This is a genomic window from Exobacillus caeni (assembly GCF_005747095.1).
GTDB classification, from domain to species: Bacteria; Bacillota; Bacilli; order Bacillales; family Guptibacillaceae; genus Exobacillus; species Exobacillus caeni.
The window spans coordinates 78426-92104 of sequence record NZ_SWLG01000007.1; the positions used below are offsets into that span (position 1 = coordinate 78426).

Below are 13679 nucleotides of genomic sequence, written 5' to 3' on the forward strand. Positions count from 1 at the left end.
ATGTTCGTCCTGGGCACGCCTTCAATAAGAAAGGTGCGGTCTCCTGCCTGGAGAAACGCACCTATAACTAAATTATAAAAACCTGTTCCCAATTTCATATCCTAAGAATGCAAGAGAGATACCGCCAGCATAAGTGACTGTGGTATATAAAATAAAATCTCTTCTATACTTTTTTAAATGAATTTGTATCATCTCTAGTTTTAGAGTGGAAAATGTTGTGAATGCTCCCATAAACCCGGTTCCGAAAAGTAAAGCGATCATTTCATCAGATTTCGCCCCGGTTATAATCCCTAATAGGAATGACCCTAACAAATTTACAATAAGTGTTCCAATAGGCAGAGAATAAGAGGCTTTGTTTAAAGATTTGCTAAGAGCAAACCGGGAAATCGCTCCGGCAAAACCGCCAATACCGACTAATACTAAGTGAATAAACATTATGCCTTCTCAACCTCCTTATTCACTTTAAACCCTAACCGGCTCATGAAGATTCCTCCGGCAATACTTACAAGAACATAAGCGATCCCTAATAACAAATGATCATCTTTAAACAGCTCAACGGTTTCTACACTTAAAGTCGAAAAAGTTGTAAATGAGCCAACGAATCCTGTTCCTATTGAACTTGCCACTACTGGTGAAACGGGAATTTTTTTAAATAACGTAGTGGTCAACCAGGCCAATAAAAAACTTCCAGCTAAGTTCGTAACTAACGTTGCCCAGGGAAACGTGCTATTCGTTAATAATGAAATCCCAATTAAATATCTTAATATTGCTCCCAATGCTCCAGCAATCCCAACATAGATATAAACCATATTTTTCCTCCTTTTACACATAAAAACTCCTGCTGAAGACATAAGAATCCCTATGTCCTCAGCAGGAGTCATTAGCCATTCTTCGGCGGTTAAAGGTGAACCCCATCACCTATATTGCTTGCCAGGTAATTTAATCATATCACCCTATAATTGCTTCTTCAATAAAAACTGACCTGGTCGAGTTATGTAATACCGCTTTCCTGGTATCGTTTTAATGATAAATGATAGTCGATTAATAAGGAACAATAATTAATAAAAAAATCCGAGCTGATTTCAATTCTGGTGAAAGAATTTTAAACCATCGCTCGGATTTTCCTTTGGCTAAACTATTTTGGTCCATTATTGCTGCTTTCTAATCATACTAGCTCAAGCTGTATTCTGTTCCTGGTAGAGAAGCTTGAGCTGTTTTCGAGCTCTGTAAAACCTTGATTTAACTGTTCGAGGGTTAAGCTGAAGGACCTTCGCTATTTCATCTTCTTTTAATCCTTTTCTAATTTTAAGGATCAAAACTTCCTGATGTTCTGCTTTTAGCCTCTTAAGATTTTCTTCAATTTGTTCCTTAAGCAATTCTGCTTCCGCTTCCTGTTCGACGTTGTGGATCATTTCTATTCCCAGGAATTCCAGCATTTCGTGCTCCATGACGATTCCTCTTTTTCTCTTCTCTCGCCGTAAGATATCGATTGCTGTTCTTGTTGCAATAGAAGATAACCAAGCACAGATTTTACATTCTTCTTCAATTGTTTTCACGTTCTTGAATGCCTTGATAAATGTTTCCTGAACTGCATCTTCTGCAAGGTGATTGTCTCTGATGATGGAATAGCAGATAGAGAAAAGCCGTTTGTTAAATTGCGAGTATATTTCGGAAAAATTGATCCTGCTCTCCATATTTCCTCTTCCAATCTCTTTTAATTAGTTTTTTATAGTCTTCAATCGAAGCGTTACTTTGAATAAATCGCCATCTACATCAATATCCATGCTTCCGTCATGAAGGTCAACGATCGACTTTGCGATGGCTAATCCAAGGCCAGAGCCATCCGTATGGCGGGAAGTATCGCCTCGTTTAAATCTTTCAAACAATTCATCGATGTTATCACTCAGTTCATATTTAGAGACGTTCTTAAACGTAATTACTGCCTCATCATCTAACTCTTTTACAGAGAGATACACCCTTGATTTTTCGAGAGAATACTTCAGGATGTTGCCGATTAAATTATCGAAGACACGCCATAGCTTTTGCCCGTCGACCACCGCGTATATCGGTTGGTCCGGACTGGTCACTTTAAATGCCAGGCTGGAATCGCTTATCGTATTTTCATGCTCGGCAAGCGCCTGCTGTAACAGCTGGTTAAGGTCCACTTTTTCTTTTACAAGTTCAATATTCCCGCTTGTCATCTTAGAAACTTCAAACAGGTCTTCGATCAGGAGTTTCAATCGTTTTGATTTACGGTCGATGATTTCAAGATACGCATCTCTTTCTTCGTTCACCAGGTCAGTTTTTTTCAAAAGCTCTGTATAAGTGATGATCGAAGTTAGCGGAGTGCGCAGGTCATGGCTTACATTGGTGATCAGTTCTGTTTTCAACCGCTCGCTTTTCGCCTGCTGTTTTTGTGACAGCTTAACTCCTTGCTTCAAATCGTTTATGTTCTCCGCTAGGTTTGCCAGAACTGATTTCCCTCTGATCGGCAAATCCGGTCCGAGAGTCCCGGCTGCAAGTTCATCCGTTTTCATAACGATTCGGTTAAAGTATCCGATCGCTCTGATCAGGATGATCATGAGCGGAATACCGACAATGGCAACCACTGGAACATAGACAACCAGAAATGCAGGTTCTGCTCCAATGACTACCGCAGCAAACCCTAAGCCAAATACGACCGTTAACAGCAAGAAGAACTGAGTGCCCGTCCGCCTGTTAAGAAATGCATCCTGGAGGCCCTGCCACCCTTTATGGAAGAGGGCCTTTTTCCATTGCTCTTTAAACAACGATCTGTCTTTCAATACTTCCAGCAAAAATTTCCCCTGCAATAATGTTAATCCTACAAGAAGCGCAGCGAAAACAAGACCGGCCACTAAATCCCCAACCGCGTTATAATACATGCGATCAAAAGATAGATACCTGAAGTTACTGACGAAAGATAGGCTTAACAGTGCACCGAATCCAACGATAATGAAAAGTGCTCCCCTTACATCTATAGGCAGCCTGTTATAGTACGGTCTCCATCCTTCTACCTCTGAAAATTCCACTTTCCTTTTTTTCAATCCGTATATAACAAGAACCAGGGAAGCAATACTTGCAATCATGTAAACAAAGAATACGATCTTGCCTCTCTTATAGTTGTTGTAATCGCTAATAATCTGATTTGCTGATGAAGCAGATTCCGGAATCCCTACATATCCTGCAAAAGACTCGCCGCTTTGCTGATTCAAGAGTTCTTCGCTACCAGGAAAGGACAGTTCATAACTCGGGACATACGGAAATTCCGCATAGTGCTTTGAAAACAGCATGTTCTTTTCATCAAAATATTCTTCTGCGGAAGTTCCTTCAGGCAGTTTTATATTCGTAAACACGGTACCTGTCTCGGTATTCTTAAGATAGAAATCGAAAGAACCTTTTAGCCGCTCGAATTCAGAATGTATCGCTTTCCTGTCAGTAAAATATTGTTCTAGCTCTTTTTCTTTCTCTTTCCTGACCTTTTGCTCCACATATTCGTCACTCTCGAAGTTTTTGGTGATATCATCTATTTTCTTATCACGTTCTTTTCGGTATGCGGCTGCCGCTTCCTCATTCCCGGCTGTCGTCGCTTCCTCGATCTGTGCTTCATATTGACTTTTAATATTACTGATCTGTGCATTCAGGTCTCCATATCGATAACGATGCTCCTCGATTTCCGCCTCGGAAACTGTAATCGACTCCTTCGCTTTCTGCACGGTGATATCATTTAACTCGAACATACTTACATAGGAATTGAACTGGTCGAGTCTGCTCTGGAACTCAGGTGTGTTAAAATAACCTGGCTGAAGATAATTCCCGCCCATATTAACAAAAGACAAGACTCCACTTATTCCGAATGTAAGTAGGATCAACCATATTGCAATGCCGCCTCTATTTTTCCATTTTGTATCCAATTCCCCATACCACCTTTAAAAACCTTGGATTTTTCGGATCGATTTCGATCTTCTCTCTAATCTTTCGTATATGTACTGCGACAGTATTTTCCGCGTTATAGCATGGTTCGTTCCAGACGCGCTCATAGATTTCATTGATCGAGAATACCCTGCCTGCGTTCACCATGAGCAGTTCAACGATTTTATATTCGATCGGCGTCAGCTTAACCGGTTCCCCGTGGGCGGTCACTTCTTTTGCGGATTGATCCAGTGTCAGCCCGTTAAGATCGATCACCTTCTGGATTCCTTCGTATGTTCCGAACTTTACATATCGTCGCAATTGCGATTTCACCCTGGCAATGAGTTCCATCGGATTAAACGGCTTCGTAATATAATCATCTGCACCGATCTGAAGACCAAGAATTTTATCCGTATCTTCACTCTTTGCACTTAAAATGATAATCGGGATGTTCTGTTTTTCGCGGATTTTAACCGTTGCCGAAATGCCATCCAGTCTTGGCATCATAATATCCAATACAATGAGATGAACGGTATTCTCCGTTAAACTTTCAAGCGCTTCAATCCCGTCCTTTGCCTTTAATACGGTAATACCTTCATTCTTCAAATAAATTTCAATCGCATCGCGGATTTCTTTTTCATCGTCGACGACAAGCACATTGTAATTTTCCATCCTTCACCCTTCTTTCAATCAATGCGTTTCATCTATAAAAATCATAACCAATAAATCTTAACGATCAGTTATCAAAAATCTTAAGAATTTCTTAAGACGTACAGAAAATATATTAAGAGATTTAAACCTATTATAGCTTCTATTGTAGGTAGAAGGTACAGGTGAGAAAAAGGAAAGTGGGATTTTATGGTTTAGGTTGGGGTTGGATTTGGTAGAGGGTGTTCCTCAGGATGCCCCGAAGACCAGAAGAGGTCTTTTGTTCCGCTATTTTCATGAAAAACCTTTATTTCGAATTTTATAGGTCATATGATCACTTATTTCGTTATTTCGAGCCCATTTCGATAGGATACTAAGCAAATAAGGTACCAGATGACCTCTAGCAATCGTGAAAAGGTCTTTTTACAACAAATAGCGGAACAGATGACCTATAAAATCCCTACAAACTAAAAAAGAGCACCAAACCAGGTTGGCACACTTTCTGTTAACAGTCTTTGATATTCAATTCAGTATTATTGTCTTGTTTTTTTCTTCGCTTCCCTTTCCTTCTGGTCGCTATGAAATCCTATTGCAACTAAAACAAAAATCAAGGTAAATACGATGGAATCAATGGAGATAAGGGCACCTCCAGCTGTGATCATGATGGTATACCATGAAGCACCATAAAAGTACAATACTTTTCTCTTAACATGATCTTTGTACTTCCACTTTACTAGTTCTAAAACAACTATACAGGTGATGAACAATATTACTATCTGTGTAAGATTATGTTCCATTTAATCCCACCCCTACCTGGCCCCTTCTACATCCGAAGCCAGAGCTCCTGCTTGGAAATAGAGATGGTTTTTAACGGTCAACTTCTGGATCAAATCCCTTTTTCATAAACCAGATAAAATATGTAACAAATGCTGTTCCGAACAATGAGAAAAACAATATTCCCTGTGATTTATATCCTCTGTTTGCCGCAAACCAGTCGATAGTCATTGTCCAAACCGATGCCAAATCTATCATGTGATCTCCTCCAAAAAGAGTTGTTAATAGATTTATAGGCACCGGGTTTGAAAAATATGACTAACGTTATGAAATTTCTTTTAGACGGTTAGACAGACTGATAAATTGTTCTTCATCTCTTGCATCGAGTGCTTTGTCGATCTCTCTTTTCAAGAAATATCTGCGGTATTCCGCATGTACTGCCGATGTTTGGATTTCCTTGATGAGGCTCTCTACGATCGCTTGCCTTTTATCTGAAATATATTGGTCAATGTTTGTTGATAGGTTTCTCTCTTCCATTTTTACATCCTCCTTATTTTCCTGTTGTACATTTCTTTTTATTAAGTACGTTGAGAAGCTTGTTCTCACTTAAGTATGTTCATGAATAGTGTTTGAGTTTTTTTTTCCCATTTTTCATTGTTTTAATCATAGAGCGGGCATATTATGATTTTTTTACTATGGTACCTTCGTTATGTTTCTTTTTGTCCATGCTTAACTGAAACTGTTTTTTCTCATTGATAATTTCTCCGAACACATCAAGTTCGTTCAACCCATAAAAGATATTCCATCTAAGTAAAGCGTTAATGCTCTTTGAATAGGTGCAGCATACTGTCCTGTACTGAAAATGAAAACTATTCTGTGATGATATCTATATTGGCGCAGTTAGGATTTGGTGATTCATTTTTCTTTTCCGGCCGCTCATCTATTTGCTCAACTACAAAATAATTCTTTTTGGATCCAGTTGATGTTCTAGCATTGCTATTACTCATATGCTTCACTTTTTGGTGTTTTTTTCAGTGTAAGTGGGTAATTAAGGTGTACTGTTTAATCGCATGCCTCTTTCAATCCAAATCATTGAATAAAGAGGCCTAATTACCCTGATACTACTTTCCATCTCTTTACGAAAGTTATTATGTAATCTATCAATTTATCTCGCCTCAAGATCTTGCAGAAATATTTTTTGAAGGAGTTTTTATAATAGCGGGGAATATCAAAATGACTTTATTCAAATACAATCAGGAAAGAGGAGTTAGGATTGGTTAAAGTAGAAAAAGCTGAATTTCAGCATATCGACGGCATAATAAAGGTCTGCTCTGAGGGCTATCGTGACACCTATAAAGAAACCCATTCCCAGGAATACATCGAAAGGACAATAAATGAATTTTATAACTTTGAGCGCATTTATGATGAAATATTAAATCCGGATGAGGGGTGGGATGGCTGGTACGTTGCCCTCAAAGATGAGGAAGTAGTGGGAGCAATCGGCGGTGGAATGACCGGAGCCGATAAGGGAGAAATATTCGTTCTTTATTTAGATCCCGCCCGGCGTGGAGAAGGAATCGGTACAAGGTTGCTGGAGTTTCTTACAGATATACAAAAGGAAAAAGGAGCTGTCATGCAATGGGTATCTGTATCAAAAGGGAACCAGAAAGGCATACCTTTTTATGAAGCAAGAGGCTTTCAAATGGTGCGTGAACAGAAGACATTTGCAAGTGAAGCCAGCGAAGACTACACGTCTTTAAGATACTGCCGGAAAATAAGGTGATTTTACAAATCGATCCTTAATAGGACCAGTTTTTGCAATCCCAGGACTGTGGATATTAGGAGAGGCTAAGCAGTTTTTATTCAAGGTATGGTGCACTTTTTAGGGGATGAAGTGGTTTCTATTGCAGCTTCGCAGTTATTTCAAAGGTTCTTTGTTGCAATTCGGGGATTGAGCGCTCGTTTTCGGAGATTTAGAACGTACTTTCGGAGATTCAGCGCTCAAATTCGGAGTTTCAGAGCAAACTTTCGGAACTTCAGCCTCATACGCCCTTTATTCTTGTTTCAAATCTTCTTATTCTTGATTCAACACGCCTTTTTCCAGTTTCACAACTAGTTATTCTTGTTTCCCCATCCTTTATTCTAATTTCACTGGAATTTATTCCTGGTTCACCGAAATTTATTCTAACTTCATTGCAATTTATTCCTGTTTCAGCCCTTCCTCCCCTGAACGGCCTCACTCTCTCAACAGACTCCACACAAAAAGAAGCCCGCAACCACTAGTTGCAGGCCACTACCTTATTTTTCCCTAACATTCTTCATCACAAATCCACTCTCAGGCCATGTCGGCATTTTATCGAGATTGTAGCTTAAATCCTGTTCCGGCACATCATAGTCAATTTTGTTCACAAGAAAATCGAGGCTTGTTTTCATTACTTCGATCGTGATTCCTTCACCCGGACAACGGTGCCCTTTCGATGCTTCTCCTCCACCCTGGGGGATAAGGTCAAACAAACCGCCCGCCCAGGTAAAGAAACGTTCGGGTTTAAAGTCGTTCGGTTCATCCCATAGTGCTGAGTCATGATTTGTGCCATAAATATCAAGAAGTACGAGCATCTCTTCTTCAAACGTGTAGTCGCGCCAGGTAAACTCTTTTTTCACTTTTGCACCAAGATAAGGAACAAAAGGATAGTAGCGTCTAACCTCCTGGACAAAGTTTTCAAAATACGTCTCCGTTCCTGATCGCAAGTTTTCTTTATATTCCGGGTAGTTATAAAGTGCTGCAGCTGAAAAGGCGATGAAAATACATACAGCGATGAGCGGACGTACGACATTGATCAGTTCTACTCCGGCCATATGTGCATCTAGCATACTTCCGTCTTCCTTTTTATGAAAGGCCATCTCATAGATCGCTGAGCCTTTCTCAGCATCCAGCTTCCCGTCACGAACATCTTCAATGAGCCTTTTAATCCACTCTTCCGTCTTGTTCCTTGCCATTCTGCCTTTCCAGTGTGTTGGCCCGAACGCACCGAAAGCATTCACCATCTCAAAGAAGTCTTCCGTGCGTTCCTTCACCTCATCTTCCTCTAACGGGATGCCCGCCCATTTGCAGGAGGCACGGGTTAATACCTCTTTCGCTTCTTCAAAAAGAACAACCTCCTCCATCCCTTTCCATTTTTCAGCCGCACTTTGCCACTCATCCATCACCAGTTCTGCCACCCGTTTTTGATGGGGCGGAGTCATCAATGATACAAATAGAAGCTTGCGATGGATATGTGCGTCACCGTCCATCGTCTGAACTGCGTTCTCACCGAACAATGATTTCAGAATCCGCTTTGGCAGCGCTCCGTTTCGTTTAAATAATTCTCTATCATAAAATTTCTTAGCAGCTTCTTCCCCGCTCATGCAAACGACTTTTTGCCCCAATAAACGTGTTTCGAATAAATCGGTTTGATATCTTTCTACCCTCTTTTTAATAAAGGGATAGCCCTCTTTAATCAGTGTTAATGTGTTATCGAGCGTTTTATCGTGTGGCACCTGGCCGTTCGATGACATGCTTCCATCTCCTTTTTACCGTGTAGTTTGTCCAAGAAAATTAAATCTTCCCTCCTTCTCCTCTTTCTCGTTAACCTAAACAACTAAACCTCACAATCGTCGTAATTCTTAACATAAAACATCAATTTTCAAAATAAGGTATAATAAAAACTAGCAAATGCTAATTTTATGTAATTAATAGATATTATTTGAAAGAGAGTGGAACTTTATGGGCCGTAAGTGGAACAATATTAAAGAGAAAAAAGCCGCGAAGGATAAAAACACAAGCCGTATTTACGCTAAGTTTGGACGCGAAATTTATGTAGCTGCCAAACAGGGTGAGCCGGATCCGGAATTGAACCAGTCGCTAAAGTTTGTACTTGAACGCGCAAAAACATATAATGTGCCAAAACATATCATTGACCGTGCGATTGAAAAAGCAAAGGGCGGTGCAGACGAAAACTATGATGAGCTTCGTTATGAAGGGTTTGGACCGAACGGAACGATGCTGATCGTAGATACGCTAACGAACAACGTGAACCGTACAGCTTCTGATGTGCGTGCAGCATTCGGAAAGAACGGCGGGAACATGGGCGTGAACGGATCAGTTGCATATATGTTCGACGCGACAGCTGTTATCGGAATCGAAGGCAAAACTGCTGATGAAGCACTTGAGATTTTGATGGAAGAAGATATCGACGTTCGCGACATTATCGAAGAAGACGACGTGGCGATCGTGTATGCTGAGCCGGATCAATTCCATGCCGTACAGCAAGCGTTCAAAAATGCCGGCATCGAAGATTTTACCGTTGCAGAGTTGACGATGCTTGCTCAAAATGACGTACCATTACCGGATGATGCGAAGGAACAATTTGAAAAGCTGATCGATACGCTGGAAGACCTGGAAGACGTGCAGCAGGTTTACCATAACGTTGATTTAGGCGAATAATAGTTTGAAGCAGATCTTCTTAAAAGGAGGTCTGCTTTTTCAATTCAGCACATCCATATTCCTCGTATCGTTTATCTACATTAATATAAGGGAAAATCTATAGTCCGCCCATCCTAAAGTGATGGTTAAAAACTACTCATTGAAGGAGGAATGGAAAATGGCTATGAAAGACCATGGAGCAGAACCATATGTGGTTAATATTGAGGAAGCGACCGAGGAAAACAACAATTTCCGTACCGCACTCTGGACAGGAAAGAACTTACAGGTTACCCTGATGTCCATTGAGCCTGGTGACGATATCGGCCTTGAAGTGCATAATCAATTGGATCAATTCCTTCGTATCGAACAGGGCGAAGGCCGTGTTCAAATGGGGGATAGCAAAGAAAATTTATCATTTGAAAAAGATGCAAAAGCTGACGATGCTGTTCTTGTTCCAGCAGGCAAATGGCATAACCTGAAAAACACCGGCGATAAGCCGCTGAAGGTTTATTCCATTTATGCACCTGCAGAGCATCCCCATGGAACAGTGCATGAAACAAAAGAGATCGCGATGGAAGCAGAACATGACCATCACCATTGATTCCTGGATTTAAGAAACTGGCGTAAAAGCAGAATCCTCTGCTGAAGCGCCAGTTTTTCAGGTTAGAACCTGTTACATAATACTGTTGTTTTTCTGGTTTCTTATCTTTAAAAATAGACAACAAAGCGATGCCTCTTTGCTCTTTCCTAAAAAATAGATAAAAATAAATCTATTTTTTAGGAGCGTAAGCAAATAAGCTCGTTAGATGCATGGAGGCTTCATGCTCTTATAGAAGATTCCGGGCATCTATAAGAGTTTGCGGAAAGAGCAAATTCGAACTAATGTCAACAACACTCCCTAACAGAGCCTTAGGCTAGAACGTAATCGTGATTTCCGTTCCCACATCAGGTGCGCTTTTAATTTCAACAGACCCATCATGGGCTTCGATTATCTGTTTTGCGATCGCCATGCCGAGCCCTGAACCTTTATGTGCTTCCCCTGTGTTTGTACCACGGTAATAGCGCTCAAACAGCCGGTCGATTTCTGCTTCTTCGATACCTGCTCCATTGTCCTTGATCGTCAAGAAGATTCCGTTATGATTTGCCACGCTCACCTCGATGTCCGTTCCTGCAGGATTATGGACGATCGCATTATAAATAAGATTGCTGAGCATACGCTGGATCAGTTTTTCGTCATAATAAAAGATGATCTCTTCAGACTCAGATTCAAAATGGATCGGCACCTCTTCATAGCCGGGATGGTTTAAGATCGAGATGATCGTTTCCCTGATCGTGTCTGTAAGGTTGCCTTTTTCTTTTTTTAACGGAAGGACAGACTGGTTCAGCTGGTACGTTATCTTAAGGTCTTCCGTCAGGCCTTCGATATAGTTCGCTTTTTCCTGGATGATCCTTGTGTATTGCAGTTTTTCATCTGGCGTGAGGTCTGTTTCGTATTCCATCAACATCTCAGAATATCCTTTGATCGAAGCAAGCGGGGTTTTCACATCATGGGTAATGTTTGTGATCCACTCTTCCCGGACCTTTTCAAGCCGCTGCCGCTCGATTTCATTGGCCTTCAATGTCGCTGAAAGGCCGTTAAGATTTTTATAAACCTCTTTATACAGCCCTTTTTCCTTTAAACCCCCTTCATAAGTCCCGCTCGCAAGTCCCTGAATCGCCCTGATGATTTTCAATAATGGTGTTGCCATTTTTCTACTGAACAAATAGCCGATAACTGTAGCGATCAGCACGATGACACCGACAATGATGAGGAACATCCTGAAAAGGTCCTTCTGAATGGTTTCAGGGCTGAACGTGAAACTGCCTGCCTTTGATACCTTCTCAACAGGAAACCCCATTATATAGCTGAACTCACGCTCTCCCCGATCTGCGGTTCCGACAAAGATAGTGTTCCCTTTTATGGCTCCGCCGTATTTGTGATAAAAGATGAGCTTTGCCGGGGTGTAATGTGCAGGAGCTGCTTCCGGTGCGTACTTTTCAAACACGACTGTTCCGTTTTCATCAAGCACCTGGACCCAGCTCTCTGTTTTTTTCAGCTGCTGGATTCCCTCCTTTTCGATTCGGAATTGGCCATCAGTGTAGGCCAGGTATTTTTCGAAATCCAGCGTCATCGTCGGGGCTTCTACAGGCAAAAACGTTGCTGTATCAGGGTTTCCTCTGTAAAAAAACAACGTGAAGAACAGATACACAGCAAACAGGGAGAGCACGATCGTAATGATGATCGCTGTCAAAAAGCGGCTTGTCAGTTTCCATTTCATCTTATTTCCCGCGATGGACCAGCCTGTAGCCGAGCCCTTTTACCGTCTGGATAAAGACGGGATTCCCGGGATCGTCTTCAAGCTTTTCCCTCAAATGCCTGATATGGACCATAATCGTGTTGTCATCTCCCATGTAATCATACCCCCATACCTTTTCACACAGCCGCTTTTTGCTTAAAATGTGATTTGCATTTTCTGCAAGGCACAGCAGCAATTTATACTCTTTTGCCGTTAATATGACTGGCTGCCCCTCTTTCAAAACCTCACTGCTCTTCGCATCGATCAAAATGTTTCCAAACGAATATTGCTGCTCGTTCGTATCAGCAGGATCATTATGGCCTGGATACTGGCTTCGGCGAAGTTGGGCTTTGATTCGAAAAACGACTTCCTTCGGGCTGAACGGCTTCACAACATAGTCATCCCCGCCTATCCCGAGCCCAAGGAGCTTATCCACGTCATCAGATTTGGCTGACAAAAATAAAATCGGGGCATATGTAATCTCCCTGATCCTTCTGCAAACCTCATACCCGTCGATGTCCGGCAGCATAATGTCGAGCACAATCATGTCCGGCTTAGCTTGTTTGCATTTTTCTACGCCATCTAACCCGGTCGCCGTTTTGATGATTTTCTTGAAGCCTTCCCTCAGCAACACAGCCTCCAGAAGGTCCAGGATCGCTTCTTCATCATCCACCAAAAGAATCTTTTTATCTTCTAATTTTTCTACGTTAATCATCGCTTCACCTTATTTCAAAAAAAGATTGCCGGTCCTAAAAGATTCGCTTTGGATTATAGAATATCCTTTGAACGAAATTGAAACAGGCCGAGCGGGATCACGATAAGCAAGCTTAACAGGCATACTGCATACATCGCAACTGCCTTTCCGCCCATATCAAACGTTTCGGTCAGCGTAGCCATGACCGGATATGTCCATGGGTAAACGATCCAGTATTTCGCAGAGTTTGCGATCAACATCGCTGGGAGCGCGAGTCCTGCACCTACAGCTAAAGGAATCCCAACATGAGAGAACCGGATGCTGAGATAAAACAGCAATGCGATGATCGGCAGTGATACAGCAACAGCAAGCAACGGTTTGCCGAGGATCAGGCCAAAAGGAACACTGCTGTCTGCCCCAACGATGAGTCCTGAAACAAGAAAGCCAGCACTTAATACCGCAGTACTGTATAAGATCAGCCCGAGTCCAACAACAAACTTTGAAAAATAGACCGACGAACGTTTCACCGGCAAAGAAAGCAGCAGTTTCCAGCAATTTTGGTTATGTTCGATCCTGGCGACCATCGCCATGATGACGGTGATCGTCAGTGGAAGGATCAGAGAGGAATGAACCGACATGCCACCGAGTGTCAAAACGTTCCAGACATTCCCTCCCTCTTCTTCCACTATTTTTGAATTACCTGCAAATATCGCTCCCTGTATAACAGCAAGCAAAGGCAAAACTGTCGCCAGATAAATGATCCGTGATCTCTTTAGCTTCTGCCATTCACTTTTTAACAGCTGTTTCATTTGGCATTATCCTTTCTTGTTTAAAT

The 13679-nt window shown here is 41.6% G+C and carries 17 protein-coding genes and 1 riboswitch; of the genes, 3 read left to right on the forward strand and 14 right to left on the reverse strand.

The genetic code is table 11. The features are described 5' to 3' along the window. Positions 1-72: 72 nt before the first annotated feature. The 9 genes from FCL54_RS11215 to FCL54_RS23990 all read right to left on the reverse strand — a co-directional run bounded on the left by FCL54_RS11215 (position 73) and on the right by FCL54_RS23990 (position 6359). A complete protein-coding gene (locus FCL54_RS11215; RefSeq protein WP_138126427.1) occupies positions 73-435 on the reverse strand; it encodes a fluoride efflux transporter FluC in 363 nt (120 codons plus the stop codon). Further along, positions 435-809, reverse strand: a complete 375-nt coding sequence (locus FCL54_RS11220) for a fluoride efflux transporter FluC (protein WP_138126429.1) — start codon at positions 807-809, stop codon at positions 435-437. The genes FCL54_RS11215 and FCL54_RS11220 overlap by 1 nt, the downstream gene beginning before the upstream one ends. A 55-nt stretch (positions 810-864) precedes the next feature. Beyond that, positions 865-928: riboswitch (Fluoride riboswitch) on the reverse strand. Between the two features lie 247 nt (positions 929-1175). Next, positions 1176-1694 (reverse strand): RNA polymerase sigma factor, encoded by a 519-nt coding sequence (locus tag FCL54_RS11225; RefSeq protein WP_246055220.1) that lies wholly within the window; start codon positions 1692-1694, stop codon positions 1176-1178. Positions 1695-1718: 24 nt separating this feature from the next. After that, the gene (locus FCL54_RS11230; protein ID WP_138126431.1) at positions 1719-3932 is read right to left on the reverse strand and encodes a histidine kinase dimerization/phospho-acceptor domain-containing protein; all 2214 of its coding nucleotides are present in this window, start codon (positions 3930-3932) and stop codon (positions 1719-1721) included. After that, positions 3910-4602 carry a response regulator transcription factor gene (locus FCL54_RS11235; protein WP_138126433.1) on the reverse strand — a complete coding sequence of 231 codons (693 nt, stop codon included), beginning with the start codon at positions 4600-4602 and terminating at the stop codon, positions 3910-3912. Before FCL54_RS11235 ends, FCL54_RS11230 begins: the two co-directional genes overlap by 23 nt. A gap of 509 nt (positions 4603-5111) precedes the next feature. Next, the gene (locus FCL54_RS11240; RefSeq protein ID WP_138126435.1) at positions 5112-5375 is read right to left on the reverse strand and encodes a hypothetical protein; all 264 of its coding nucleotides are present in this window, start codon (positions 5373-5375) and stop codon (positions 5112-5114) included. 70 nt (positions 5376-5445) lie between these two features. Next, on the reverse strand, positions 5446-5610 hold the full coding sequence (locus FCL54_RS23985; protein ID WP_171016797.1) for a hypothetical protein: 165 nt from the start codon (positions 5608-5610) through the stop codon (positions 5446-5448). A gap of 66 nt (positions 5611-5676) precedes the next feature. Beyond that, positions 5677-5889, reverse strand: coding sequence for an IDEAL domain-containing protein (locus FCL54_RS11245; protein ID WP_138126437.1), 213 nt, complete (start codon positions 5887-5889; stop codon positions 5677-5679). Positions 5890-6221: 332 nt separating this feature from the next. Next, entirely contained in the window at positions 6222-6359 is a 138-nt protein-coding gene (locus tag FCL54_RS23990; protein WP_171016798.1) for a hypothetical protein, read from the reverse strand. Between the two features lie 266 nt (positions 6360-6625). Here FCL54_RS23990 and FCL54_RS11250 point away from each other — a divergent pair, with 266 nt between their 5' ends. Further along, positions 6626-7135: a GNAT family N-acetyltransferase gene (locus FCL54_RS11250; RefSeq protein ID WP_138126439.1), complete on the forward strand. Its 510-nt coding sequence runs from the start codon at positions 6626-6628 to the stop codon at positions 7133-7135. Between the two features lie 259 nt (positions 7136-7394). Here the strand turns inward: FCL54_RS11250 and FCL54_RS11255 are convergent, their stop codons facing one another. Beyond that, positions 7395-7592 (reverse strand): hypothetical protein, encoded by a 198-nt coding sequence (locus tag FCL54_RS11255; RefSeq protein WP_171016799.1) that lies wholly within the window; start codon positions 7590-7592, stop codon positions 7395-7397. Positions 7593-7650: 58 nt separating this feature from the next. Continuing rightward, on the reverse strand, positions 7651-8907 hold the full coding sequence (gene cypC / locus FCL54_RS11260; protein WP_138126443.1) for a CYP152 family fatty-acid peroxygenase CypC: 1257 nt from the start codon (positions 8905-8907) through the stop codon (positions 7651-7653). A 208-nt stretch (positions 8908-9115) separates the two neighbouring features. On the opposite strand from cypC, the gene FCL54_RS11265 reads away from it, so the two are divergent. Both FCL54_RS11265 and FCL54_RS11270 read left to right on the forward strand, forming a co-directional pair. Continuing rightward, positions 9116-9835 carry a YebC/PmpR family DNA-binding transcriptional regulator gene (locus tag FCL54_RS11265; protein ID WP_138126445.1) on the forward strand — a complete coding sequence of 240 codons (720 nt, stop codon included), beginning with the start codon at positions 9116-9118 and terminating at the stop codon, positions 9833-9835. 157 nt (positions 9836-9992) lie between these two features. After that, positions 9993-10415, forward strand: a complete 423-nt coding sequence (locus FCL54_RS11270) for a cupin domain-containing protein (protein WP_138126447.1) — start codon at positions 9993-9995, stop codon at positions 10413-10415. A 313-nt stretch (positions 10416-10728) separates the two neighbouring features. Here the strand turns inward: FCL54_RS11270 and FCL54_RS11275 are convergent, their stop codons facing one another. Genes FCL54_RS11275 through FCL54_RS11285 form a run of 3 tightly spaced genes read right to left on the reverse strand, consistent with a single transcriptional unit; the run spans position 10729 to position 13653 of the window. Beyond that, positions 10729-12132, reverse strand: coding sequence for a HAMP domain-containing sensor histidine kinase (locus FCL54_RS11275; RefSeq protein WP_138126449.1), 1404 nt, complete (start codon positions 12130-12132; stop codon positions 10729-10731). A 1-nt stretch (position 12133) separates the two neighbouring features. Beyond that, positions 12134-12865: a response regulator transcription factor gene (locus FCL54_RS11280; protein ID WP_138126451.1), complete on the reverse strand. Its 732-nt coding sequence runs from the start codon at positions 12863-12865 to the stop codon at positions 12134-12136. Positions 12866-12918: 53 nt separating this feature from the next. Further along, on the reverse strand, positions 12919-13653 hold the full coding sequence (locus FCL54_RS11285) for an ABC transporter permease (protein WP_138126453.1): 735 nt from the start codon (positions 13651-13653) through the stop codon (positions 12919-12921). Positions 13654-13679: the final 26 nt, after the last annotated feature.